Below are 23,462 nucleotides of genomic sequence, written 5' to 3' on the forward strand. Positions count from 1 at the left end.
TGCCGCATGCGTTGTCCCGGTTTTCTAATCCTTGCGCTTCTGGCCCTGCTCGGCGGCTGCGCCAGCAGCGGCGACAGCTGGGTGGAACTGGCAGGTACGCGCTACAAGGTCGAACTGGCGCAGAACGATGCCGATCGCGCCAAGGGGCTGATGTTTCGCGATGCCATGGACCAGGACCGCGGCATGCTGTTCATCCACGACCGCCAGGAGCCGCTGGCGTACTGGATGAAGAACACCAAGATCGCGCTGGATATCCTGTATTTCGATGAACAGCGCCGGCTGGTTTCCCAGCAACGCGACGTGCCGCCGTGTTCGGCCGGCGATGCCTGTCCGCCCTACCCCAGCAGGCAGCCCGCACGCTATGTGCTGGAGCTCAACGCGGGCCAGGCCGCCAAGCTCGGCCTGCAGGACGGCGCCACGCTGCGCCTCAGCCCGGACATCCCGACGCTCAAATAAAGCGGCTGCGACCAGGCGCCGGGGCCATACCAGCCAGGCGCATGGGGCCTGACGACGGGCGAGACCCGCGCGTCACATCCCCAGATGGCGTTGGCGGCCATCGGACGCAGAGCTGCCTTCCAGCGTTACGTGTTCATGCGGCCGGCGTCCCTGTCAGGAAGTACCGGACTTGAACCCTGCGCCGCTTGCCGACACTCTTGGCAGCATGGTCGACATGCTCCCACTTCCCCATTGGACCGCGCTCGCCAGCCTGGACGACGATGCGGTGCCGTTGATGTCCACCGCGCTGCTGATCGCGCGCGACGAGTATCCGCAGCTGGATGCCGAGCTGTACGACACGCTGGTGCAGAGCCACGTCGAGCATCTGCGCCGCGAAGTGGACGCAATCGATCTTTGGCCGCTGAAGATGGCGGCGGTCAATCGCTACCTGTTCGACGAGCTGGGCTATTCGGGCAACCACGACGAGTATTACGACCCGCGCAACAGCTACCTCAACCAGGTGTTCGAGCGCCGGCTTGGCAATCCGATTTCACTGGCGATGGTGCAGATCGAAGTGGCGCGCCGGCTGGGCATCCCGTTGGCCGGGGTGTCGTTTCCCGGTCATTTCCTGGTGCGTCTGCCGGTAGATGACGGCGTACTGGTGATGGACCCGTTCAATGGCGGCCGTCCGCTGGGCGTGGATGAGCTGCGCGAACGTGCCCGCCCGCATCTGGGTGGCGAGATTCCCGACGACCGCGCGCTGGCGCAGATTCTCGACCCCGCCCCGCATCGCGCGATCTTGATCCGCATCCTGCGCAACCTGCACGGCGTCTATGCCGATGCCGAGCACTGGGACCGCGCTGCCCGCAGCGCCGACCGCATCCTGAAGCTGGTGCCCGACCAACCCGAGGCCCTGCGCGACCGTGGCATGGCCTATCTGCATCTGGGCCACCGCAACGGCGCACGCCACGATCTCTCGCGCTACCTGGTGCTCAACCCGGGCGCGCAGGACGCGGCCCATCTGCACGAACACCTGGTGGAATTGAACAGCCAGCGCGCGCGGGCGCACTGACTGTTGTAACAAAAACTCAGCATCGCTTAATGAGGTTGACCCTGGGGTGATCTGGGCACCTGATAAGACGTTATGTACTCGCCGTTCGAGCCATATATGACGACAATATTATAATTTGCGTCACTGTAGACCACTTGCGAACTACAAGGACAGCTTGCCTGGGCTGTCATCAGTCCGTCTGACTGCGCCGGAGCACTCTTTGCATTGGTTGCTATAGGCAGGTGGGACGTCGCGCCAGGCACTAGGGGTAGCACGGCCAACACATCGTTGTTAAGGGCGTTGATCTGGACGAACTTAAGCCCATTCTTTTCAAAAACATAGACTTTGTATCGCGGTGACAAACTGACATTTGCCTTACCCGCCGGCAAACGCTCACCCATCCCCTGGATGAGAGATTGTTGATCGGAAGGAGAACCAATTGCCCCGAAAGAAACTGCAGATGATAAAACCAAAATTGTTGAACATACCGATAATTTAAACATGAAATTTCATTTTCTTTAATTAAAGCCATTCCGGCTTCGGGAATTACGCCTGGCCTTTAACCAACCAAAAATGATGGCAATCCTGGCAATCATTGCTGGCCGTCCGTGGAGGCTACGCCTTTTAACTCTGGCCTGCAATTTCAACAAATAGCATTCTGGACAAGAGGATTATCTATATAATTCAATAGGCATTGGATAAATAACGTTCCTTAACAGGATTCCATCAACCGATTTCCACCATCTCGAAGTCCTCCTTGGTCACGCCGCAATCGGGGCAGGTCCAGGTGTCGGGCACGTCCTGCCAGCGGGTGCCCGGGGCGATGCCTTCTTCGGGGATGCCGTCGGCCTCGTGGTAGAGAAACCCGCAGACGACGCACATCCAGGTGCGGTAGGTGGTCGTGGATGTCTCGCTCATCGGATAATCGCGGTCATGCAACAGTGGGCCTGCATTGTCCCATCCCATCCACCGCTTTCGGAAGCGTTGCCATGCCCAACCGTCTTAACGTTCGCGGCGTCTATCTGATCACCCCCGACGAGCCCAACACGCAGCGCTTGTTGCTGCGCACGGCGCCGTTGCTGGGGTCGATCACCTGGCTGCAGTACCGCAACAAGCAGGCGGATGCGGCGCTGCGGATGCGCCAGGCCGGCGCCTTGCGCGAGGCATGCGCGGCCCATGGCGTGCCGTTGATCATCAACGACGATGCGCAGCTGGCGGCGCAGGTCGGTGCGCAAGGCGTGCATCTGGGCGAAGACGATGGCGACGTGGCGGCAGCGCGCGCGCTGCTGGGCGAACAGGCCATCATCGGGGTGTCGTGCTACGACGATATCGAGCGCGCGCGCGCCGCAGCGAAAGCGGGCGCCAGTTATGTGGCCTTCGGTGCATTTTTCCCGACCACCACCAAGCAGACCACCCGGCGTGCGGCGCCTGCATTGCTGCAGCAGGCCGCCGAACTCGACCTGCCGCGCGTGGCGATCGGTGGCATTGCGCCTGCGCATGTGCCTGCGCTGGCGAGTGCGGGTGCGGACTTGATTGCCGTGGTCAGTGGCGTTTACGCGGCGCCTGATCCGCTCGCCGCGGTGCAGGCGTATCGCGCCGTGTTTTGATCAAAAGCGGCGAACGACACATTTGCGCAGCCGCCAGGTGCACGGCCGATGCTTGGAATCGGCATGTCGCGCCCGTGCGCTGCGCTCACTCCGCCGTCCGCGCCCACCTGACAACGGCTCGCGGCGTTTGTTCGCCGCGATGCGGCAGCGTTGCAGGCAATGAAGCTGACGTCTGGCGCTTGGTCGTCCAGCCTTGAGTCCGATTGAACAGACAGCGCGTTCTTGCTGTATTCGCTTGCTTGCAAGCGCTAGCTGCTCGAGTGCGCGGTGCCCTCGCCGCTTGCGGGACACGCCGTAAATCCGTCCTTGGAGGCTCGATGGCGGCATCCATCCGCCAACGGTCCCGCAAGCGGCGAGGACACCGCGTCAGACAGTTGGCTGGCGGCCAACCGAGAGCGGGTCATTGCATCGGCGGCCACGCTGCTGCCGATTGCTTCGTTACGGCACTTGCCAGGCACGACGAGAGAATGACAAGAGAAGCTGGTGATTGCCCGATGTGGAAAGCGCCTCAAGCGCTGCTCTCACATGCACACCAACCAACGCGACAGGCCCTTGCCGGCCTACCGTTGCGGGACCTTACGCGGCATGGATGCCGCGTAGGAGCTTACATGGACGTACTTTCAGCGTGTCCGGCGATGGTAGGCGGGCAAGGGCCCTGCAGCCAAGAAGCAGATCTAAGGCTCCTAGGCGTGGCCATGCAAACCGTCCAATCCACTTCAAGACCGCGACATGTCTTTCGCTGCATCGCGTTGCCTCGAACGTCGCGTGCGCAGTGCGTTCGCCAGACAGTTTGCTGGCAGTTTTATTGAAAGCGATGCGTACACGCGATCATGACGCCCCCTGCTAGCCGAACACCGAGATCAAGTGCACTGCGCTCAGCAAGCCGGCTGTATGTCTTCACTCAGCAGAGCCGCCCCAATTCGACCGCCATCCCCGAAACAAAAAACAGCGACGCGTGCCATCACGCGTCGCTGCCGGGACTGTAGTTATCAAATGACGCGATTAGAAATCGTAACTCAATGTCACCCGACCAGAGCGTGGTGCCTGATAGGCGACGACCTGGTCCCATAGCGGGTTGGTGGTGTTGTCGGGCAATTGCGAGAACGGGTAGATGTTGGTCGCGGTCTGCTCGTTGGTGATGTTGAATACGTCCAGGCGCAACGCCAGCTTGCCATCCGCAAATGCCGGCTTGTAGGTCACGCCCATGTCCAGCTGCGCGATCCAGCCCAGGCGCCCCTGCGAGCCGGGAGGCGATGCCATGCCGGTGCCGGTGGCCGGGTTGTAGCAGTAGTGGTACGGGCCGCCGGTAATTGCACTGCCGCCATAGCCGGCCGGATCGCGGCCGCTGTATTCGGTCCCGTAGTAGTTGCCCAGGCAGTTGTGCGGCGCGCCGGAAATCAGGCTGAAATTGGCCGATGCGCCCCATTGCGGGGTGAATTGGTAGAAGCCGAACAACTTGAGCTGATGGCGATGATCGTTGGATTGATCGCCGTTGAAGTGCTCCATCAACGCAGGGTGGTCCCAGCTCTGCGTGGTCGAGACCGAGGCCTGGCCCTGATAGCTGCCCAGCGCGCCGCCGGTGCGCCACAGATCCGAACGCACCTGGCCCTCGGTGGTGCCGTAGCTGTGCGACCAGACGTAATTGACCTTGGCATACCACTTGCCGTCGAACGGACGCTCCAGATTGAATTCCATCGCCGAATAATTGCGCTTGAACTTCGGGAAACCCGCCGCCTCACGGCTCACCGAGACTTCGTGGAACTGGCCATCGGTGCCGATCACTCCCCAGGTATTGGTCTGGCCCGGATTGATCAACGATGCGCCCGCCACCTTGGAGAAATCGATGGTCACGCCTTGCGCCGCTGCCGCATCGATCAACGCGGTGTTGGAGACATCGTAGTTCTGGTCGTCGATGCCGGCATTGAGGCGGCGATGCGTGCCGCGTACGCCCAGCACCCAGCCGCTATCGAGTTGCTTGGTAAACCCGAGGATGAGTTCGTCCTGGTTTTCGCCTTCGATGTCCTTGGCCACCGCGGTGCGGACATCGGCGATGCGGCCGAAGCGCGAATTGGCCGACACTGCCGAACCCAGCTGCTGGGCCAGGATCGGCGTGCCGTCGGCATTGATGCCGCTGTAGGTGAAGTAGGTATCGGTGGTCGTGGCCGGGGTGAACAGACTCACCGCCGATAGCGGCAGACCGAGGTAGTAACGGCCAAGATTACCGAACACCTTCAAGCTGGAATCGCCGTTGACGTCCCAGCTGAAGCCCAGGCGCGGCGCCCACGCGTTGTCGATTTCGATGTAGGGATCGCCGAACGGGGTGTAGTTGGTGAACTCGTCCTTGCGCAGGCCCAGGCTCAGCAGCAGGTTGTCGGTGACCTGCCACTTGTCTTCGATGTAGTAGGCGCGTTGCTTGGCCTCGTACGAATACAGGCTGGTGTTGATGTTGCGCACCACGTAGTAGCCACTGGATCCGTTGACCGGATCCACCAAACCCGGGCTCGGCGCACCGATGCCGCCGGCTTCGTTGGCCGACTGGCTGACCAGACCGCCGGTGGCCAGCCCGTACGGGTCATTGGTCTGTCCGTAGGTCCAGGCAAACCCGGGGCCAGAGAGGATCGAGCCGACATCGATGCCTTCTGACTTCTGGTTGTCGAGACCGAAGTTGAGCGTGTGGTGGCCGATGCGCCATTCCAGATTCAGGCGCTGGTTGTCTTTTTTGTACTCGCGGTCCGGGGAGCTGACCGAGGTGACCAGCTGGTTGCCGATGCGCGGTGTGCCGCCGGTGTAGGCAGGATTCTGCAATGCGGCGCTGTTGATCACCGGGCCATTGGCGGCGTTGTAGTTGAACGGCGTCAGTTCGTCGGGCGTTCTCATCTTGCCGTATAGCGCGGTCACGGTGAGGTTGTCGCCCAGATAGCCGGTGTACTTGCCGGTGAACAGCGTCGGCCCGGTTTTCCAGGTGGACTCGTCGGTGAAGTAGGCACCACGCTCACGCGCAACATAGTCGTAGCGATAGATCGAGCCGTTGGTTTCGGCGACGTCGCTGGCACCGGTGGTAATCCCCCCGCCCATTAGCAGACGCCAGAAGTGGAATTTTCTCGTATCCTTTCTCGAGGAGGTTCCATGAAGAAGTCCCGCTTTACCGACAGCCAGATCATCGCCGTGCTCAAGCAGGCCCAGGCCGGTGCGCCCGTGCCGGAGCTGTGCCGCGAGCACGGCATCAGCTCGGCCACGTTCTACAAGTGGCGCAGCAAGTTCGGCGGCATGGACGTGTCCATGGTCGCGCGCATGAAGGAGCTGGAGGAGGAGAACCGCCGGCTCAAGAAGATGTACGCCGAGGCGCAGCTCAGTACCGACCTGCTGAAGGAAGCGCTCGCAAAAAAATGGTGAGGCCATCTCAGCGACGCGAGATGGCCCAATCGGCAGTCACGAGCGGGCGTACGAACATCCGCCACGCCTGCCAGGCCTTCGCGGTGAGCCAGACCTGCTTCCGCTACCAGGCCAAGGCCAGCGAGCAGAACGCCCGGATCGCCGACTGGCTGATCCGCCTGACGACCGCCCATCGCGACTGGGGCTTTGGCCTGTGCTACCTGTACCTGCGCAACGTGAAGGGCTTTGGCTGGAATCACAAGCGGGTCTACCGGATCTACCGCGAGCTGGAGTTGAACCTGCGGATCAAGCCGAGGAAGCGGCTGGTGCGTGAGCGGCCCGAGCCTCTGGCGGTGCCGGAGGCTATCAACCAGGTCTGGTCGATGGACTTCATGCACGACCAGTTGGCCGACGGCCGCAGCTTCCGGCTGTTCAATGTGCTCGACGACTTCAATCGCGAGGGGCTGGGGATCGAGGTGGATCTGTCGCTGCCGTCAGCCCGTGTGATCCGATCGCTGGAGCAGATCATCGAGTGGCGCGGCAAGCCCGCCGTGATCCGCTGCGACAACGGCCCTGAATACATCAGTGGCGCGTTGCTGTCCTGGGCGCAGCGGCATGGTATCCGGGTCGAGCACATCCAGCCGGGCAAGCCACAGCAGAACGCCTACGTTGAACGCTACAACCGCACCATCCGCTACGCCTGGCTCGCCCAAACCCTGTTCGACACCATCGACCAGGTGCAGGACAAAGCCACCCGCTGGCTATGGACGTACAACCACGAGCGTCCGAATATGGCGCTCGGCGGCATCACGCCTGCCATGAAGTTGGCGATGGCCGCTTAGCTCCACTTCTGGCGACCGCTAGAAGTGGGGGGATTACCCGGTCACCTCGATCAGGTGGTTGTCGGTGATGTTCCAGTCCACCTTGGCGTACCAGCGTTTCTGCTTGTAGTCGTAGTCGGTGAGGCCACCGGTGCGGCCGTTGTCGGTGTCGCGATTGGTGCCTACGCGTACGCCGTCAGAATTCACCTGCTCGGCGGCCAGGAAGAAGAACAGCTTGTCCTGGATGATCGGTCCGCCGACATAGGCGCTGTAGGTGGTCTGGTTGGCTTCGGCCTCGCTGGCGGGCTGATACAGGCCATTGGCCGCACGCGCATAGCGGTAGGCAGCGTTGTTGATGGTGCTGCCCTGGCTGTCCGGGCGCCAATAGATGTCGCGCTGATTGGCCTTGAGGCCATTCGGCTCCCAGATCACTGCAGCGCCGAACTTCCACTCATTGGTGCCGCGCTTGCCGATCTGGTTGATCACGCCGCCGTTGGCGCGGCCGTACTGCGCGCCGTAGCCGCCGGTGAAGATTTCCTGCTGGTCGATGGCGCCGTACGGCAGGGTCAGGCCGCCCAGGTTGTTGCTGATGGTGGTGGTGTTGAAACCGTTGAGGTAGTACGCGTTTTCGCTGGCGGCCGAGCCGCCGAAGCTGGGAAGCGAGCCGCCAAGCGGGCCGTTGTCGAAACCGCCGCTGTTGACCACCACCCCCGGTGCCAGCAGCGCAATCGCTTCGGCGGTGCGGCCCAGCGGCAGTTGCTGCAACTGTTCGGCGGTGACGACGGTGCGCGTATCCACGCTGCTGACGTCGATGGTGGTGAGGCTGGCGGCGCTGACGGTGACGCTGTCCAGGGTCTGCACGCCGCTCCCCGCGGCGCTGGCAGCAAACGACACGTCGGTATTGGCCCCGACGGTGATGGCGACGTTCTCACGCGTTTCCACCACCGCGCCTTCGCGCTTGACCGTCACTTTGTAGGTGCCCAGCGGCAGATTGCCGGCGGTGTAGCGGCCGCGCGCGTCCACCGGCACCTCGCGACTGAAGCCGCTGTTGTTTTCCACCAGCACGCTCGTGCCACTGCCCTGCCCCACGCTACCGACGATGCTGCCGGTGGTGGACTGCGCGTGGACGCTGCCCATGGCCACGACCAAGGCCAATGCCAAGGCACGCTTCTGGATACTACGGTTCATGCTCTCTCCCCAGGTCTTGAACTGTCGGCAAGCGACAAACGAACGGCGCCAACGGCCACCGAAATCACACTTTCTGAACATCTACAGCCGGATGCCAATGACTGGGCGCCATCAGCTCATTCCAAACTGTCGATCCCGTCGCGTTCGATCATAGGCAGCCAAGTTCCCCCACCCGCCCACTTCGACGGGTAGGCGGGCGTCCGACGGGTAGGCGCGCGCGGCCGCAGGCCTGACAATGGCGGACGCGATGCCCGCTGCCGGGCGTCGATGCCCCCAATCGGTACTCCTCAAGGATCTGCGCATGAACCATTCCCGCTCCCACGCCCTGTTCGCCCAGGCGCAGACTTTGCTACCGGGCGGCGTCAACTCGCCGGTACGGGCGTTCAAGTCGGTCGGCGGCGAGCCGTTCTTCGTGGCGCGCGCCGATGGCCCCTATCTGTTCGATGTCGACGACAACCGCTATATCGACTATGTGGGCTCGTGGGGGCCGATGATTGCCGGGCACAACCACCCGGCCGTGCGCGAAGCGGTCGAGCAGTCGATCCGCAACGGGCTCTCGTTCGGTGCACCGTGCGCAGCCGAAGTGACGATGGCGCAGACCATCGCCCGGCTGGTGCCCTCCTGCGAGATGGTGCGCATGGTCAACTCCGGTACCGAAGCTACGCTGTCGGCGGTACGCCTGGCGCGTGGCGCCACCGGGCGCAATCGCATCATCAAGTTCGAAGGCTGTTATCACGGCCATGGCGATTCGTTCCTGGTCAAGGCCGGCAGCGGCATGCTGACCCTGGGCGTACCGACCTCGCCCGGCGTACCCGCAGGGCTGAGCGAGCTGACCGCCACGCTGAGCTTCAACGACTTCGAGGGCGCCACCGCGCTGTTCGACGAGATCGGTGCGGAGGTGGCGGCGGTGATCATCGAGCCGGTGGTCGGCAATGCCAACTGCATTCCGCCGCAGGCCGGCTATCTGCAGCATCTGCGCACGCTGTGCACTAGGCACGGCGCGTTGCTGATCTTCGACGAAGTGATGACCGGCTTCCGCGTCGCGCTCGGTGGTGCGCAGGCGCATTACGGCGTGACCCCGGACCTGACCACCTTCGGCAAGATCATCGGCGGCGGCATGCCGGTGGGCGCCTACGGCGGCCGCCGCGACTTGATGGAGCAGGTTGCTCCGGCCGGGCCGATCTACCAGGCCGGCACCTTGTCGGGCAACCCGGTGGCCATGGCCGCAGGCCTGGCGATGCTGGAGCTGGTGCAGGAGCCGGGCTTCCACACGCGCTTGAGCGAGGCCACCAGCATGCTGTGCGAAGGCCTTGAAGATGCCGCGCGCGCAGCCGGCATTGCCGTGACCACCAACCAGGTTGGCGGCATGTTCGGGCTGTTCTTCACCGACGACGTCGTGGAGAGCTACGCACAGGCCACGGCGTGCGACATCACCAGCTTCAACCGATTCTTCCACGCGATGCTGCAGCGGGGCGTCTACCTGGCGCCCTCGGCGTACGAAGCCGGCTTCATGTCCAGTGCGCACGACGAGGCGGTGATCGAAGCCACGCTGGCGGCAGCGCGCGAGGCGTTTGCGGACGTGGCGCGCTGATCGGCTGGGAATCGGGAATGGGGAGTTGGGAATCGGTGCGCAATTAGCGCGGGGCGTTGAGGGTTTGCGGTGCGCGTGACCGCGTGCCCGCAAGGCTGTGTGGCGGTGCCTCCGAACGCGCGCCACCGGTACCAGGCGACCTCTAGCGTTTCTTCACCTGCGCACAAGCAGGCGCATCTGCCGCGGTGAAGTCCTCGACTCGGCGCAGCACACTTTGCTTTTGTCCTGTCGCTGTCATATGTTTCTGAAAGGTGCTCAGGGACGGGCATGGGTGGGGACCCTCGACGCAGCCGCTGCACCGTCGTCGCCGAATCAGGTGATTACGCTGCATTGCCGCTGTTTCACCCCGATCTGCAGCGTGTCGAGCCGGCACGCTGTCGACGCTCGATACGGCCGCCCTCGCCTCATGCTCAAGCCTGTTGCGCTGCTCACCCCGCGCCCGTCACCGTCGCGCGACCCTGCGATTCCCGATTGGCTGCTTGCCGGCAAGCTGGAGCCTGCGTTGCCGCGCCCCGGCGCGGTGGTGCGTGGCGCACTGCTGGCTGCGCTGGATCAGGCACAGGCACGTCCGTTGACGCTCTTGCTCGCCCCGCCCGGATTCGGCAAGACCACGCTGCTGGCGCAGTGGCACGCGCACCTGAGTACGCGCGAGCAGGGCGCGGTGGCATGGCTGTCGCTGGACGAAGAAGATGCCGACGCCCGGCGTTTTCTCGGCCATCTTGCGCTGGCGCTGCAGCACGCAGGCGCCGACCACGCGCTGTGCGCCACCGTGCTGCACAACCGCGAGCACGACCCGCGCGACGCGGTCGCATTGCTGATTCGCGCGCTGCGCGCGGCGCCCCGCCGCATCAGCGTGATCCTCGACGACTACGACCGACTCTGCAGCAGCGCTGTGGACGAACTGGTGCTACGCCTGGCCGAACACGGTGGTGGGCGTTTGCATTTGGTGCTCGCGACCCGCCGCGTACCCAACCTACCGCTGGCGCGACTGGATCTGCACGCGCAGCTGAGCCGCATCGGCAGCACGCAATTGGCGCTCGACGACACCGAAGCGCAGGCGTTGCTGGGCCCGCACGTGCCCGCTCCAGTGGCGGACGAACTGCGGCGCTACACAGAAGGCTGGCCGGTGGCGCTGCAACTGGCGCGGCTGTGGCTGGAAGGCGATACCCAACGTCAGCAGGACGTCGCCGCACGGTTCTCCGGGCGCAGCGCGCAGATTGCGGCGTACCTGGCAGAGCAGGTGGTCAACGATCTGGACCCGGACACCCGCGAGCTGCTGTTGCGCACCAGCCTGCTGGAACGCTTCAACGCCGCGCTCGCCGACGCGGTGCGCCAGCGCGCCGACAGTGGCCGCTTGCTGGCGCGGCTGGAGCATTTTCATGGTCTGCTGGTGCCGCTGGATGGCGAGCGCGAATGGTTCCGCTACCACCCGCTGTTTGCCGACTTTCTGCAGCAATTGCTCGACCGCGAACACCCAGGGCAGAGCGTGCAGCTGCATCAACGCGCAGCGCGCTGGTTCGGTGATCATCAGCATCTTGCCGAAGCGGTGCGGCATGCCTGGCGCGGCGACTGCGGCGATCTTGCCGCCAGCTACATCGCACGCGCCGGCACCTGGCAGCTGCTGCTGACTCACGGCACGCACCAAGCGCGGGCACTCCTACGCCATTTCGACCACCGCACCATCCGCGATACGCCCGCGCTCAATCTCACCCAGGCGCATCTGCACATCAGGCTGGGCGAATTCAGCCACGCGCGCCTGTTGCTGGAACGCTTCCGCGATTTTCCGGCTGCGCTACGCGAACCGCTGCAGCGCGACTACACCGTGGTCGTGGCGCTGCTGCGCGACCGTCTGGATGAAATCTGCGGCAATCCGCATGGCCTGACCCAGATTGCCGCACAGGCCGGCGCACTGGATGAAGACGACCATCTCGGCCGCGGCATGTTGCTCTGCATCTGCGCCACCACCGCGATTGCGCAAGGCGCTTTCGCGGTTGCCGAGCGCTACGCGCGCAACGCGCGCGACACCATGCAGCGCGGCGGCAGCGACATCGGTGCCAGCCAGGCAACGTTGTCGCTGGGGCAGAGCCTGTTCTATCGCGGCCGGCTCAGCGATGCGGAAGCCTGCTATCAACAGGCACTGAGCTGGTGCGCACGTGCCCCGCAACCGGATCGGGTGCTGGAAGCCGCCGCTCAGTGCCTGCTTGCGCAGGTGCACTACGAACGCGGCCACCATGACGACGCAGCCGACCTGCTGCATCCGGCGCTGGAATTGCTGGAGCAACACGATGGCGGCATGGACGTGCTGGCCGCCGGATACGGCACCGCGCTGGGGTTGGAACGGGTGCGCGACCACAGTGGACGCAGTGCGTTGCTGTTGCTGGAGCATATCGAACAGATCGCACACGGACGCAAGCTGGCGCGCTTGTCGGAACTGGCTGCGGCATGGCGGCTGATGCTGTTGCTGGAACATCCAGGCAACGCTGCCATCGATGTGCTGATCGCACGTACCGGCGGCGAATCCGGCTTGGCGCACACCTTGCGCTCGCCACACCGCTGGCACGATCGCGCGGCGATGGGCTTCGCGCTGGCGCGCTGGCATCGCCTGGCCGGGCGCAGCAGCGCAGCGCTGAGCATCCTCGGGCAGATCGAGCAGGCGTGCCTTGCCAACGACAATGTCTGCCATCTGGCACGCACCCGCGCATGTATCGCGTTGGTCCTGCAGCAACGCGGCGAACTGGTCGCCGCCCTGCCGTATCTGTACAGCGCGCTGGACCATGTCGCCCTCACGCAAAGCTGGCAGGCGATCGTAGAACTGGGCTTGCCCGCCAAGGCGATGCTGCGCTCGCTACGCCAGCACGACCCGCAGACCGTGGGCGGCACCACGCGTGCGTTGACCATCCAGGCGTTGCTCGAACGCCTCAGCGGCGACGACGACCCGGCCGGCGACATCTTCAGCGAGCGCGAACTGGAAGTGCTGGCGCAACTGGCGCGCGGCTATTCCAACAAGCAGATCGCGCGCTGCCTGCACCTGTCGGAAAACACGGTCAAATTCCATCTGAAAAACCTGTACCGCAAGCTCGACGCGCGCAGCCGCGAAAGCGCGCTTGCGCAAGCATTGCAGCGCGGGTTGTTGCGTGGAAGCGACCAGCATGCAGACCAGCCGCTGCAACGTCACTGACCCGAATCCGCCTGTCTCCCATGTTCAACACAGGCTGCACGTGTGGCGGCCAGGCCTGACAGCATTGGCCGCCCCAATGCATCACCCGAACGTCAGCGTGCCCTTCATCATCGCCCAGTGACCGGGGAACGAGCAGAAGAACGTGTAGTCGGCGCCCTTGCTCAGCTTGCTGGTGGGAAAACTCACCGTGGTGCTGTCGCCGCCGCCAATGACCTTGGTATGCGCAATCACGCGCGCGTCGGCCTTGGGCAGATAGCTGTCGGCGATGGTCGAACGTACGCCGGCATTGGCCACCGCCTGGAAATCGGCAGACTTGGTCAACACCCAGTTGTGCCCCATCACGGTGGCAGCCATCTTGCCGGAGTGCTTGAGCGTGAGCTCCACCTGCGTGCACTCGGGCGCAAGCTTGATCGCGCTCTGGTCGAACTTCATTTGATCGTTGCCGGTGATGGTCACCGCGCACATCCGTGCCCATGCCGTCGGCGCCATCAGCACCAGCGCACACACGGCAATCGTGGAAAACAGCTTCAAGAGAACACTCCTGCGTTGGGAAGTTGCGGCACAGCGGATGCGGCGCACGGATGCGGCGGTAATGGTGATAGGCCGACAGTGCCAGAGTAGCCGATACGCAATCAGCAGCACATCACGCCCGCATCAGCTGCGCAGCGGGCGCATCGACCAAGGTGGCCGATGGCTCGGCCGTCTGCGACCGAGCGCTCCGTCGCATGCCGGCCTTACGCGTAACGGAAAAACGCGTCCATCGGATCGGCCGCGGCAGTCTCCCTGCCCGGCACCGGCAACGGGCCGCGTTTGCCGGCAATCACCTGCACGAACGCGTGTTTGAAGCGCGCCATTTCCGCATCGGTGCCCACGGTAATGCGCGACCAGGTTGGCCACACCGGCCAGCTGCGGCCGATGAACACGCCGTGGGTGGCCATCTCATCCTTGAAGCTTGCTGCCGGGCGCTTCACATCGACCATAAAGCAATTGCTCTCCGAGGCAGTACACGCATAGCCCTGCCTGGCGAGAAAGTCCATCACGTCCGCGCGCGTCGCGGCCGTACGCGCGCGCCGTTGCGGCACCAGTGCAGGATCGCGCAGGCTGGCCAGTCCGGCAGCGGCGGCGGTGACCGGTAAGCTGTTGACGCTGTAGAACCGCAGCTTGGCCAGCAGGTCCGGGCGCGCGGCCGCATAGCCCAGGCGGATGCCGGCCATGCCATAGAGCTTGGAGAAGGTGCGCAACACCACCACGTCTTCGCCTGCGGCAACCATGTCGACGACGCTGCGCGTGCTCTGCGCAAAATGGATGTAGGCCTCGTCCACCACCAGCACGCTGCCTTTGGGCTTGTGTGCCAATGCGTAGTCCAGATCCTTGCGAGCGGTGACCGAGCCGGTGGGGTTGTTGGGATTGCAGATGTAGATCACGCCTGCGTTGGCATCGGCTGCGCACATGGCCTGTACATCGTGCGAAAAGTCCTTGCGCAGCGGCACCTTGATCAAGCGCGCGCCATTACGGGTTGCCGCACGCCAGCCGGATTCGTAGGTGGGGTCGGCGGTGACCAAGGCAGCGCTGGGCGAGGTGAATGCCAGCATCGTGTAGTCGAGCGGTTCGGTGGACCCGGCATACGCCATCAAATGATCCACCGGCAGCGTGAGCTCGGCAGCCAGGGTGGTCATCAATTCCATCTGTACCTGGCGCAGATAGCGCCCGCCCTGCGGTGCGATCTGCGCGATGGCCTTTATTGCGGCAGCCGACGGTCCATCCGGAAATTCATTGGAGTCGATCATCACCGGCGCCAGCGCCGTTGCCGGTGCGGGCGCAATGGCAATGGAGCGTTCGACGGCGCTGGCCAGCAGCGGCAAGCTGCCGGCACCGGCGGCGCCGGCAAACAACGCGGAGTCGCGTAGAAAGGCGCGGCGCGAAAGAGCAGTGTTCATGACAACCTCCAGCAGGATGACAACGCGGATTCAGGAACGCACGGCAACCACTTCGATCTCGACCCGGTACAGCGGGTTACCCAATGCGGCGATCTGGAATGCCGAGCGCGCCGGCAGGTTGGGTTGCTCCTTGGTGCCGAAGAACTGGCGATAACCTTCCATGAAACCATTGAAATCCATCTTGCCGCCCATCGCCGGATCGCCGACCAGAAACACCTGCATCTTCACCACATCGCCCATGCCCAACCCCAGCGTGGCCAGCTGCTGCTTGATCTGGTTCAACACGCTCACCGTTTGCGCCTTGGTGTCGCCATAGGCGGCAGCGGAATCCTTCGGCGCACTGGCATCGATCACCGCCGGCACCTTGCCGCTGACATACACCGTGGCCTTGCCGGCGGGAATTTCCACCGCGGCAGCGATGGGGAAATCGCTGTTGGGAATCTTGTGGCGGATCACCTCGGCGGCGTGTGCGGCACCGAGACTGGCAGACCACAGCACTGCAGTGGTGAGAACGGTCGTGATGGAACGGAGCATGGCAATTCCTTGTAGGAGAGAAGATCAGCGGCGAAGCGATTTGACATCGTCGATGGTCACGCGCTCGGCATAGTCGTTACCGAAGTGCGTGCGCACATAGCTCACCACTTCGGCCACCTGGCGGTCGTCGAGCATGTCGGCGAACCCCGGCATCCCGGCGTGGCCGTCGAGCACCATCATGGTGACGTAAGGGCCGGCAGCCAGCTTGGGATTGCCGGCAAGCGCAGGATAGTCGCCGGCACCTTGCGCACCATGGCCGGCCGACATATGGCAGCCTTGGCAGATCGCCTGGTAAACGTCCTTACCGGAGGCCTTGGCAAAGCCTTGCTGCGGAAACAGCTGGGTGGCATCGGAACTCTGCGCCTGCGCATCGCGCACGGTGGGCGGCAGCAACAAGGCGGTAATGGCAAGCGCTACGATGGCACCGAACGCTCTTGGCAGCAGACTCATGGGCGTGCTCCCTGGGCAATGACCTTGCGATGCAGGCGGCCAACGACATCGTGTGCCGACAGAATGGCACCCTCCTGCCAGGCCGGAATGTACGACACGTGCTCGCCCGCCAGCGCCAGGCGCCCGTCGATCTGGCACAGCGGTTCGTAATGCTCGGCGCGCGCCTGCTCGGTCCACATGCCGAAGCAGCCATGCGTGAACGGCACGCGGTGCCAGCCGACCGCAATGCCGTTTTCGAATTCGCGCGGATACTGCGGATGCAGCTGGGTGCCGTATTCCACCGCCTTGCGCACGCGCAGTTCTGGTGGCATCGCGGTGAACTGGTAGGCATCCAGTCCCCACACATAGGCACCGAGCAGCACGCCCTTGCCCGGGCTGTGGTAGTTGGTGCTGGGGTAACTGATCAAGGTGATCGGCAGATCGGTGTAACTGATCCCGCCGTAGATCGCCTCGTCTTCTTCCCAGAAACGGCGCTTGAATTGCAGGCCCACTTTCACCGAGGCCGCATACGGCACCTTGCCGATCGCCGTGGTCATCGCATCGCTGGCGGTGACCGGTATGCGGCTGAGCACCGACAGTGGAATCGTGCAGATGCACCAGTCCGCGGTGGCGAGGCGCTCTTCGCCGCCACGCGCCGCATCCTGCCAGGACACGCGCACACCGCTGCCGTCCTGATCGATCTTGGTGACCTTGGCGTTATAGGTGATGGCATTGCCCAGCTGACGCGCGAATGCCTTGCCGATCTGGTCCATGCCTCCCACCGGCTGGAACATGGTGGTCTGCATCTCGTAGTTGTTGCCTGCTGCCAATGTGGTCCACAGGCGTGAGCGCAGCACGTCCTGCACGCTGAAAGGATCGGAAAATTCCGGCCTGCCAGACAGGCCGCCACCGGGATAGCGCGCAAACCCGCGCCGCTCGCTGCTGTCCTTGCCTTTGACATACCCGAACTTCTGGTCGAGCGCGCCCCAGGTACGCAGCGATTCCAGCAGCAGTTCCTGATCCTCGCGGCTGACGGCCGTGTCCAGAGCGTGTTGCTGCGTGCACTTGGCCAACAACTCGGACACGTGGCCCTTGTAATCGGCGTCGATGGCGCGAAAGCGCTGCGGTTTGCCGCCGAAGCCCTTCTGGCTGTGCAGCAGCGCGTTGTAATTGACCTGATTGAACGCTTCCAGCGCCACGCCGAACTGCTTGCAGTAGCTCAGCACCGCCTTGTGGTGGTGCGGAATTCGCCACGGCCCTGGATTGAGATACAAGCCCTCGTCGAACTGGCAATGCTGGGTGGCCCCGCCCAGCTCGGCATAGCGGTCGCCGCCGCGCAGGGTCCAGTTCCGCCCGCCGGGGCGGTCGTTGTATTCGAGCAATTGCACGCGGTAACCGGCCTTGCGCAACTCGAACGCCGCGCTCATGCCCGCCAGCCCGGCACCGAGGATCAAGACCGACGCCCCCTTGGGGTCGCCATCCAATTGCAGCGGCCCTTTGAAGGTGGACTCGGCCGCCATGCCAAGGCTGCTCATCGCCTGATACATCATTGCGCCGCCGGCGGTCATGCCGATGCGCGCCAGCAATTGCCGCCGCGTCATCGTTCCCGTGTGATTGCCTTGCATCAACGCACGTCCCCTGCATGTCATGGACCAACGCACGCAGCCGGCAACCCTGCCGGCCGCGGCTGCACCTCAGAATGTGTAGGCCAGGCTCGCGAACAGCTGGCGCGGTGCGATCAACTGATACGAGCCGGAGCTTTCGTTGGGAAACACCGCACCGATCGCATCGTCCTTGTCGAACAGGTTGTAGACCGACAACTGCAGCCGGCCGCCGGCAAGAAACCCGCTGTCCTCGCCCTGATACCCGACGCTGCCGTTGACGATGAAGGTGGCATCCACCCGATCGGTGTTGAGCGTGTCGCCGTAGCGCTTGCCGGTGTACTTGGTATCGAGGTTGGCAAAGAAATGCGTGCCTTCCCAACCGCCGTTGACGCTGAACATCACCTTCGGCGCATCCGGCACCTCGTTGCCTTTCACCTGCACCAGGTTGCCGCTGACGGGGCCGAAATAGTTGTCCTGGAATTCGGATGTGTTCCAGGTCAGCGATGCGCCCAGCCGCCAGCCTGGCGCCGGTTTCCACATGCCGGAGACTTCCGCGCCATAGGTCTGTACGTCGCCGACGTTGGCGTAGACGGTCGGTGCAACCACCAGCGGGTCAGGGTCGGTGAGCGCGATGATGCGGTTCTCGTAATCGATCCTGTAGGCAGCCAGATAGCCGCTCCACTGCGTGGATTCGGCGCGGATGCCGATATCGATGTTGGTGGATTCTTCCGGCGCGATATCCGGATTGAAGGCACCGGAGGTCAGTGCCAGCCGCGGCGCCGAGCTGAAGTTCTCCGCGTAGTTGGCGAACACCTGCACCCCGTCGGCGAGCTGGAAGCTGGCGCCCACCTGCGGCTGGAACCAATCGCTGTTCTTGATGGAGACATCGCGCCGCACGCCAGCGTTGAAATCGTCGAGATTGGCGATGCCGTTGTAGTCGCGTTTGACATCCAGCCCCTTGGCGCCGAATTCCATCGTGAGCCGGTCCTCGAGCAGGCGGAGCGTGTCCTTGATGTAGAGCTGCTTCACTTCGGTGGAGAAGTGGTTGTCGTAATAGATCACGATCGGCAGCGCGCTTTTGAGCAATGCGCCGGTGGCCGGGTCCAGGTTGTACAGCGGGCGCACCTGATCGAAATCGTAGTTCTCGTACCACGCACCGACTTCGAGTTTGTTGTGCTCGGTCTCCCACGCCACCGCCGTTGTGAGGCCATAGCGATCGCCGCCCATGATTTCTTCGCGCCGCGTCATCGCACCGACGTGGGTGACATTGCCGCTGGCGTCGACGATCTGCGGGTCGTTGATGGCGATATCGGTGCGCCCCGGCGTGCCGGCGATGGCATCGTCGTACAGACCTGTCGCCGTGCTCGGCGGAGTGCCGCCGACGCCATACCCATGCTTGTTTTCGTAATAGCCGGTAAAGGTGAAGCCGATTGCATCGTTGAACAGGAAATCGCCGTGCAGGCTCAGCAGCGAGTCGCGTCGCCCGTTCTGCCATTCGCTGTAATGCTCGGCATCCACTTCCGGGTTGCCGGTGATGCGCTCATGCAGATCCCAGGACACCGAACCATCGGAGTTGTACGACTGCACGTCGTAGTCCTTGCGGTTGTTGTAGATCCAGCCCAGCGTCAGGCTGCCTGCATCCCAGGCCTGGCGAATCTTGGCTTCGAAGTGGTCGCTCTTCTGCGTGGCCGGCTCCATGTCCCACATCCCGCCTTGCGTGCGCGAGGCAGACAGATACGCACTGGGGCCGCCCTCCCACCAATCCGGGGTATCCAGGCGCACGAAGCTGCGCACCAGATCGTTCGAACCAATCGTCTGGGTGAGATTGCCGCTCCAGCTGTCGCCGCCCTTCGGTGGCAGGCTGGTGTAATGGATCGCACCGCCCAACGCGTGATACGACGGCTGGGTGACGTCGCCCGAGCCGGCCGACACGGTGACATCGAGCAGATTTTCGCTGGACACGTACCGCGTAATCGGCCCGCCTTCGCGGGTGTCGAAGGTTTCGATCGGAATGCCGTCCAGGGTCACGCCGATCTGGTTGGCGGAAAACCCGCGGATGGTCATCGAATCACCAAACTCATACAGCCCGAACGGGTCGGTGGTCTGCACGTTCACGCCGGGCAGGCTGGCCAACAGCTGCTGCGGCGCAACGCCGGGCACCTGCGCCTGGATCTCGTCCACCGAGATGGACGCGGTGGTGCGCGTAGAACCGGTCCCCACCACGCTGACCGCATCGAGCGTGCGTGCGTCTTGCGCCAGTGCAGGCAAGGCCTGCGCACCGGCCAGCAACAAGGTCATTGACGCCAGCGCGTGGCGCGGGCGGGCGGTGGCGAGGATGTCGGCGACCGAGGCCGCCAATTGATCGGTGTTCAAGCACTTTGGCATGCAATCAACCCCTGGAGACGTGTGGCGTGCTGAGTGACCGGGCGCTCCCCCGAGACCGGCTGAGACCGCGGATGCGGCGTGCAGTGACCATAACCAGCACGCTTGCTCGGCAATCGCGGTGCGGCGGGTGGGGTCTGTGCAGGCGGGTAGGTCGCTACCGAATTCAAAACTCTGAATAGGTAACGACACCACCTACCTGCGCGGAGATCCTGCATTGCAGGTCTTGCGCGCTTGCCATGCCGCGCCGAATCGACAACGCTGCGCAGCCACCGTACGAGCACGCACATGTCGCCCGCACCATCGCTGCTGTTGCTGGATTTCGACGGCGTGCTTGCGCACTACGCGCGGCCACGGCGCCTGGCCGCGCTTGCAGCAGCGGCGCGTTGCTCACCGCAGCACGTGCATGAGGTGCTATTCGTGCAAGGCCTGGAGCGCGCCTACGATGCTGGCGCGATCGACACGCAGGCGTATCTGGCGCGTTTGAGCGAAGGGCTGGGGCAGCCGATCGATCGCGCGACCTGGATCGATGCGCGCGTGGCGGCCTGTCGCGCCGACCCGTCGGTGGTGACACAGGTGCTGGCGGTGTCGACAACCACGGCGGTGGCGGTGCTCACCAATAACGGCCCGTTGATGCAAGAAGCGATCGAGCGGATCGTGCCATCGCTCTTTCCGTTGTTGCAGGGCCGCGTGCTGTGCAGCGGCACACTGGGCGGCCGCAAACCGGATGTGCCGGTCTATCAGCGCGCGCTTGCACAACTGGAGCAACGCGCCGAAGGCACGTTGTTTGTCGACGACCTATTCGTCAACGTGCGCGGCGCACGCGCGGCCGGCCTGCATGCCGACACCGTGCGCGACGCCCGCGGATTGCGGCGGGTGCTGAAGCGGTACGGACTTGCATGAAACCAAGCCCCTCTCCCGTCGGGGGAGGGGTTGGGGGTGAAGGTACGGCGGAAGACAGCCATCCCATCCGGGCAATGAAAAAAAGGGCACTGCGTCGGCGCGCTCCATGCCACACACCACTCATCTCCAACACCCTTCCAGCCGGCACGGTGCCGGCCAGGGGGCGCGCCAGCATGGCCAGGCGTCAGGACTTCTCGACATACTCGGCAATGGCCAGCCGCAAGCGCGCCAGGCCATCGGCCAGTTCGGCATCGGTCAGATTCAGTGCCGGTACGAAGCGCAGTACATCCGGGCCGGCCTGCAGCAGCAGCAGACCATGCGTGGCCGCCAGGTCGAGGATCGCCCCGGCCTGCCCCGCGTGCGCAGGAGCCAGTACCGCGCCCAGCATCAAGCCACGCCCACGAATCTGCGCAAACAGGCCGAACTCGGCATTGAGCGCTTCCAGCCCGGCGCGCAATGCCGCCGATTGCCGCACCACGTTCTCGGCGATCTGCGGCGAAGCCAGCTTGCGCAGCGCCACGCGCGCCACCGCCGCGGCCAGCGGATTGCCGCCGAAGGTGGTGCCGTGCGCGCCGAACTGCATGGTTTCGGCCACCTTGGGCCCGGCCAGCATCGCGCCGATCGGGAAACCGCCGCCGAGCGCCTTGGCCAGCGTCACGATGTCCGGCGTCACCTGTTCCTGCCAATGCGCGAACAGCGTGCCGGTGCGGCCCATGCCGCATTGAATTTCGTCCAGCACCAGCAGCGCATCGTGCTGATCGCACAGCGCGCGCACCCGGCTCAGGAAGCCCGGCGCGGCCGGCATCACCCCGCCCTCGCCCTGGATCGGCTCGACCATCACCGCAGCCACATCGCCGCCGGCCATCGCCGCTTCCAGCGCCGCGACGTCGTTGAAATCCACATAGCGAAATCCACCCGGCAGCGGTTCGTAGCCTTCCTGGTACTTGGGCTGCGCAGTGGCGGTGACCGATGCCAGCGTGCGGCCATGGAAACTGCCGCGGAAGGTGACGATGACGCGCTTGTCGGCCGGACGGCCCTGGCTGCTGGCCCACTTGCGCACCAGCTTGATCGCCGCCTCGTTGGCCTCGGTGCCGGAATTGCACAGGAACACCTTGTGCGCGAAGCGCGAGGCGTTCACCAGTTCCTCGGCCAGTTTCAGCGGCGGCGCGCTGAAAAACACGTTACTGGTGTGCCACAGCTTGCCGGCCTGCTCGGTGAGCGCAGCCACCAGGTCCGGATCGTTATGGCCGAGCCCGCTCACCGCAATGCCCGACGACAGATCCAGATATTCGCGCCCGGCATCGTCCCACACGCGGCTGCCCTGGCCGCGCTCCAGCACCACCTGGCGCGGGCGATACACCGGCAGGTAGTAATGCGCGAGGGACAGGGGCGAATCGGCAGCGGTGCTCATGAGGATGGGTCGCAGAAGCGGAGGGAGAAGCGGCATTCTCGCGCATTCGCCGGCCTGCGGCACAATGGGCGCATTCGCCCTTTCTCCGATCCGCAACTCACTGCCGCCACCGATGATGGCTGGCGCCGGCAGTGGTTCGACATCATCTACCGCCACGACACCCGCCCCTCGCGCAATTTCGACCTGATGCTGGTGGTCGCGATCCTCGCGAGCGTGGTGGTGATCATGATCGACAGCGTGCCGCGCATCCATTCGCATGCCGCGGACTGGCTGGTACCGCTGGAATGGGCGTTCACGGTGATCTTCACCATCGAATACGCGTTGCGTCTGGCCGTGGTGCGGCGCCCGCTGCATTACGCACTGAGCGTGTGGGGCGTGATCGATCTGCTGTCCATCCTGCCCAGCTATCTGTCGTTCTTCGTACCCGGCGCGCAGACGCTGCTGGTGGTGCGCGTGCTGCGCATCCTGCGGCTGTTCCGCATTCTCAAGCTCACCCGCTACATCGAAGAAAGCGGGCAATTGCTGGATGCGCTATGGCGTAGCCGTCGCAAGGTGTTGGTGTTCCTGTTCACCGTGCTCACCATCACCGTGATCGCCGGCGCCACGATGTACATCATCGAAGGCCCGCAGCACGGCTTTACCAGCATCCCCACCAGCATGTACTGGGCCATCGTCACCATGGCCACGGTGGGCTTCGGCGATCTGGTGCCGCAGACCACGCTAGGCCGGTTCGTCACCTCGGCCCTGATCCTGATCGGCTACAGCATCATCGCCGTGCCCACCGGCATCTATACCGCCGAACTGGCCAGCTCGTTGCGCGAAGGAGGCCATACCGGCAAACGCGACGCGCGCAACTGCGCCCGCTGCGGGCTGGAAGGCCACGCAGCCGACGCACGCTATTGCCGGCAATGTGCCGAGCCATTGCCGGAGCTTGGCAACGGCTGAGGCGCTGGAGCAGCCAACACCACGGCGCCGCCGTCGGGCGGACGCGGCCGTTGCTCGGTAGGGCGTGTGCGGCT

16 protein-coding genes and 2 pseudogenes are annotated in these 23,462 nt (G+C 64.2%); 8 read left to right on the plus strand and 10 right to left on the minus strand.

Annotated elements, in window-relative coordinates; all coding sequences use genetic code 11:
• Positions 1-6: 6 nt before the first annotated feature.
• Together ACCQ00_RS16700 and ACCQ00_RS16705 are read left to right on the plus strand one after the other, a co-directional pair.
• The gene (locus tag ACCQ00_RS16700) at positions 7-456 is read left to right on the plus strand and encodes a DUF192 domain-containing protein (RefSeq protein WP_017156851.1); all 450 of its coding nucleotides are present in this window, start codon (positions 7-9) and stop codon (positions 454-456) included.
• Between the two features lie 169 nt (positions 457-625).
• Positions 626-1,507, plus strand: a complete 882-nt coding sequence (locus tag ACCQ00_RS16705) for a SirB1 family protein (RefSeq protein ID WP_014090972.1) — start codon at positions 626-628, stop codon at positions 1,505-1,507.
• Between the two features lie 705 nt (positions 1,508-2,212).
• On the opposite strand, the gene ACCQ00_RS16710 is transcribed toward ACCQ00_RS16705, so the two are convergent.
• On the minus strand, positions 2,213-2,452 hold the full coding sequence (locus ACCQ00_RS16710; protein ID WP_017156850.1) for a rubredoxin: 240 nt from the start codon (positions 2,450-2,452) through the stop codon (positions 2,213-2,215).
• Positions 2,453-2,475: 23 nt separating this feature from the next.
• Here ACCQ00_RS16710 and thiE point away from each other — a divergent pair, with 23 nt between their 5' ends.
• The gene (gene thiE / locus ACCQ00_RS16715; RefSeq protein ID WP_039575771.1) at positions 2,476-3,093 is read left to right on the plus strand and encodes a thiamine phosphate synthase; all 618 of its coding nucleotides are present in this window, start codon (positions 2,476-2,478) and stop codon (positions 3,091-3,093) included.
• Positions 3,094-4,095: 1,002 nt separating this feature from the next.
• Here thiE and ACCQ00_RS16720 read toward each other — a convergent pair.
• Positions 4,096-6,150 (minus strand): annotated as a pseudogene (locus tag ACCQ00_RS16720) (TonB-dependent receptor domain-containing protein); the annotation flags it as partial.
• Positions 6,151-6,219: 69 nt separating this feature from the next.
• On the opposite strand from ACCQ00_RS16720, the gene ACCQ00_RS16725 reads away from it, so the two are divergent.
• Positions 6,220-7,307 (plus strand): IS3-like element ISXac2 family transposase gene (locus ACCQ00_RS16725; protein ID WP_099770620.1). Its coding sequence is split into 2 segments (ribosomal slippage): positions 6,220-6,472 and positions 6,472-7,307, totalling 1,089 coding nucleotides; the frame shifts between segments, so codons are not numbered across the junction.
• Positions 7,308-7,343: 36 nt separating this feature from the next.
• Here the strand turns inward: ACCQ00_RS16725 and ACCQ00_RS16730 are convergent.
• A pseudogene (locus tag ACCQ00_RS16730) lies at positions 7,344-8,474 on the minus strand (TonB-dependent receptor); the annotation flags it as partial.
• Positions 8,475-8,775: 301 nt separating this feature from the next.
• Here ACCQ00_RS16730 and hemL point away from each other — a divergent pair.
• Both hemL and ACCQ00_RS16740 read left to right on the plus strand, forming a co-directional pair.
• The gene (hemL, locus tag ACCQ00_RS16735; protein ID WP_022558547.1) at positions 8,776-10,065 is read left to right on the plus strand and encodes a glutamate-1-semialdehyde 2,1-aminomutase; all 1,290 of its coding nucleotides are present in this window, start codon (positions 8,776-8,778) and stop codon (positions 10,063-10,065) included.
• 406 nt (positions 10,066-10,471) lie between these two features.
• A complete protein-coding gene (locus ACCQ00_RS16740) occupies positions 10,472-13,243 on the plus strand; it encodes a winged helix-turn-helix domain-containing protein (RefSeq protein ID WP_039583369.1) in 2,772 nt (923 codons plus the stop codon).
• Positions 13,244-13,324: 81 nt separating this feature from the next.
• On the opposite strand, the gene azu is transcribed toward ACCQ00_RS16740, so the two are convergent.
• From azu to ACCQ00_RS16770, 6 genes are all read right to left on the minus strand, one after another.
• Positions 13,325-13,774 (minus strand): azurin, encoded by a 450-nt coding sequence (gene azu / locus ACCQ00_RS16745; RefSeq protein WP_039572718.1) that lies wholly within the window; start codon positions 13,772-13,774, stop codon positions 13,325-13,327.
• A gap of 203 nt (positions 13,775-13,977) precedes the next feature.
• Positions 13,978-15,180, minus strand: coding sequence for a pyridoxal phosphate-dependent aminotransferase (locus ACCQ00_RS16750; RefSeq protein ID WP_039572716.1), 1,203 nt, complete (start codon positions 15,178-15,180; stop codon positions 13,978-13,980).
• Positions 15,181-15,210: 30 nt separating this feature from the next.
• Positions 15,211-15,714, minus strand: coding sequence for a RidA family protein (locus tag ACCQ00_RS16755; RefSeq protein WP_039572714.1), 504 nt, complete (start codon positions 15,712-15,714; stop codon positions 15,211-15,213).
• 24 nt (positions 15,715-15,738) lie between these two features.
• Positions 15,739-16,164, minus strand: a complete 426-nt coding sequence (locus tag ACCQ00_RS16760) for a c-type cytochrome (protein ID WP_039572712.1) — start codon at positions 16,162-16,164, stop codon at positions 15,739-15,741.
• Positions 16,161-17,768: a flavin monoamine oxidase family protein gene (locus ACCQ00_RS16765; RefSeq protein WP_039572709.1), complete on the minus strand. Its 1,608-nt coding sequence runs from the start codon at positions 17,766-17,768 to the stop codon at positions 16,161-16,163. Before ACCQ00_RS16765 ends, ACCQ00_RS16760 begins: the two co-directional genes overlap by 4 nt.
• A 69-nt stretch (positions 17,769-17,837) precedes the next feature.
• The gene (locus tag ACCQ00_RS16770; RefSeq protein ID WP_372354147.1) at positions 17,838-20,120 is read right to left on the minus strand and encodes a TonB-dependent receptor; all 2,283 of its coding nucleotides are present in this window, start codon (positions 20,118-20,120) and stop codon (positions 17,838-17,840) included.
• A gap of 297 nt (positions 20,121-20,417) precedes the next feature.
• Between ACCQ00_RS16770 and ACCQ00_RS16775 the strand changes: the two genes are divergently transcribed.
• A complete protein-coding gene (locus tag ACCQ00_RS16775; RefSeq protein WP_039572702.1) occupies positions 20,418-21,032 on the plus strand; it encodes an HAD-IA family hydrolase in 615 nt (204 codons plus the stop codon).
• A gap of 184 nt (positions 21,033-21,216) precedes the next feature.
• On the opposite strand, the gene ACCQ00_RS16780 is transcribed toward ACCQ00_RS16775, so the two are convergent.
• Positions 21,217-22,443, minus strand: a complete 1,227-nt coding sequence (locus tag ACCQ00_RS16780; protein ID WP_039572700.1) for an acetylornithine transaminase — start codon at positions 22,441-22,443, stop codon at positions 21,217-21,219.
• Positions 22,444-22,515: 72 nt separating this feature from the next.
• Here ACCQ00_RS16780 and ACCQ00_RS16785 point away from each other — a divergent pair, with 72 nt between their 5' ends.
• Complete coding sequence (locus ACCQ00_RS16785; RefSeq protein WP_007967699.1) at positions 22,516-23,388, plus strand: ion transporter; 873 nt, start codon at positions 22,516-22,518, stop codon at positions 23,386-23,388.
• The last annotated feature ends 74 nt before the right edge of the window (positions 23,389-23,462 follow it).

The organism is Xanthomonas sp. NCPPB 3761 (genome assembly GCF_041475705.2).
GTDB lineage: Bacteria > Pseudomonadota > Gammaproteobacteria > Xanthomonadales > Xanthomonadaceae > Xanthomonas > Xanthomonas phaseoli.

Coding starts and splice junctions, on each gene's coding strand:
- ACCQ00_RS16700 (WP_017156851.1), top strand. CDS start 7: ATGCGTTGTCCCGGTTTTCTAATCCTTGCGCTTCTGGCCCTGCTCGGC.
- hemL (WP_022558547.1), top strand. CDS start 8,776: ATGAACCATTCCCGCTCCCACGCCCTGTTCGCCCAGGCGCAGACTTTG.
- thiE (WP_039575771.1), top strand. CDS start 2,476: ATGCCCAACCGTCTTAACGTTCGCGGCGTCTATCTGATCACCCCCGAC.
- ACCQ00_RS16740 (WP_039583369.1), top strand. CDS start 10,472: ATGCTCAAGCCTGTTGCGCTGCTCACCCCGCGCCCGTCACCGTCGCGC.
- ACCQ00_RS16760 (WP_039572712.1), bottom strand. CDS start 16,164: ATGAGTCTGCTGCCAAGAGCGTTCGGTGCCATCGTAGCGCTTGCCATT.
- ACCQ00_RS16780 (WP_039572700.1), bottom strand. CDS start 22,443: ATGAGCACCGCTGCCGATTCGCCCCTGTCCCTCGCGCATTACTACCTG.
- ACCQ00_RS16775 (WP_039572702.1), top strand. CDS start 20,418: ATGTCGCCCGCACCATCGCTGCTGTTGCTGGATTTCGACGGCGTGCTT.
- ACCQ00_RS16755 (WP_039572714.1), bottom strand. CDS start 15,714: ATGCTCCGTTCCATCACGACCGTTCTCACCACTGCAGTGCTGTGGTCT.
- ACCQ00_RS16765 (WP_039572709.1), bottom strand. CDS start 17,768: ATGCAAGGCAATCACACGGGAACGATGACGCGGCGGCAATTGCTGGCG.
- ACCQ00_RS16750 (WP_039572716.1), bottom strand. CDS start 15,180: ATGAACACTGCTCTTTCGCGCCGCGCCTTTCTACGCGACTCCGCGTTG.
- ACCQ00_RS16710 (WP_017156850.1), bottom strand. CDS start 2,452: ATGGGATGGGACAATGCAGGCCCACTGTTGCATGACCGCGATTATCCG.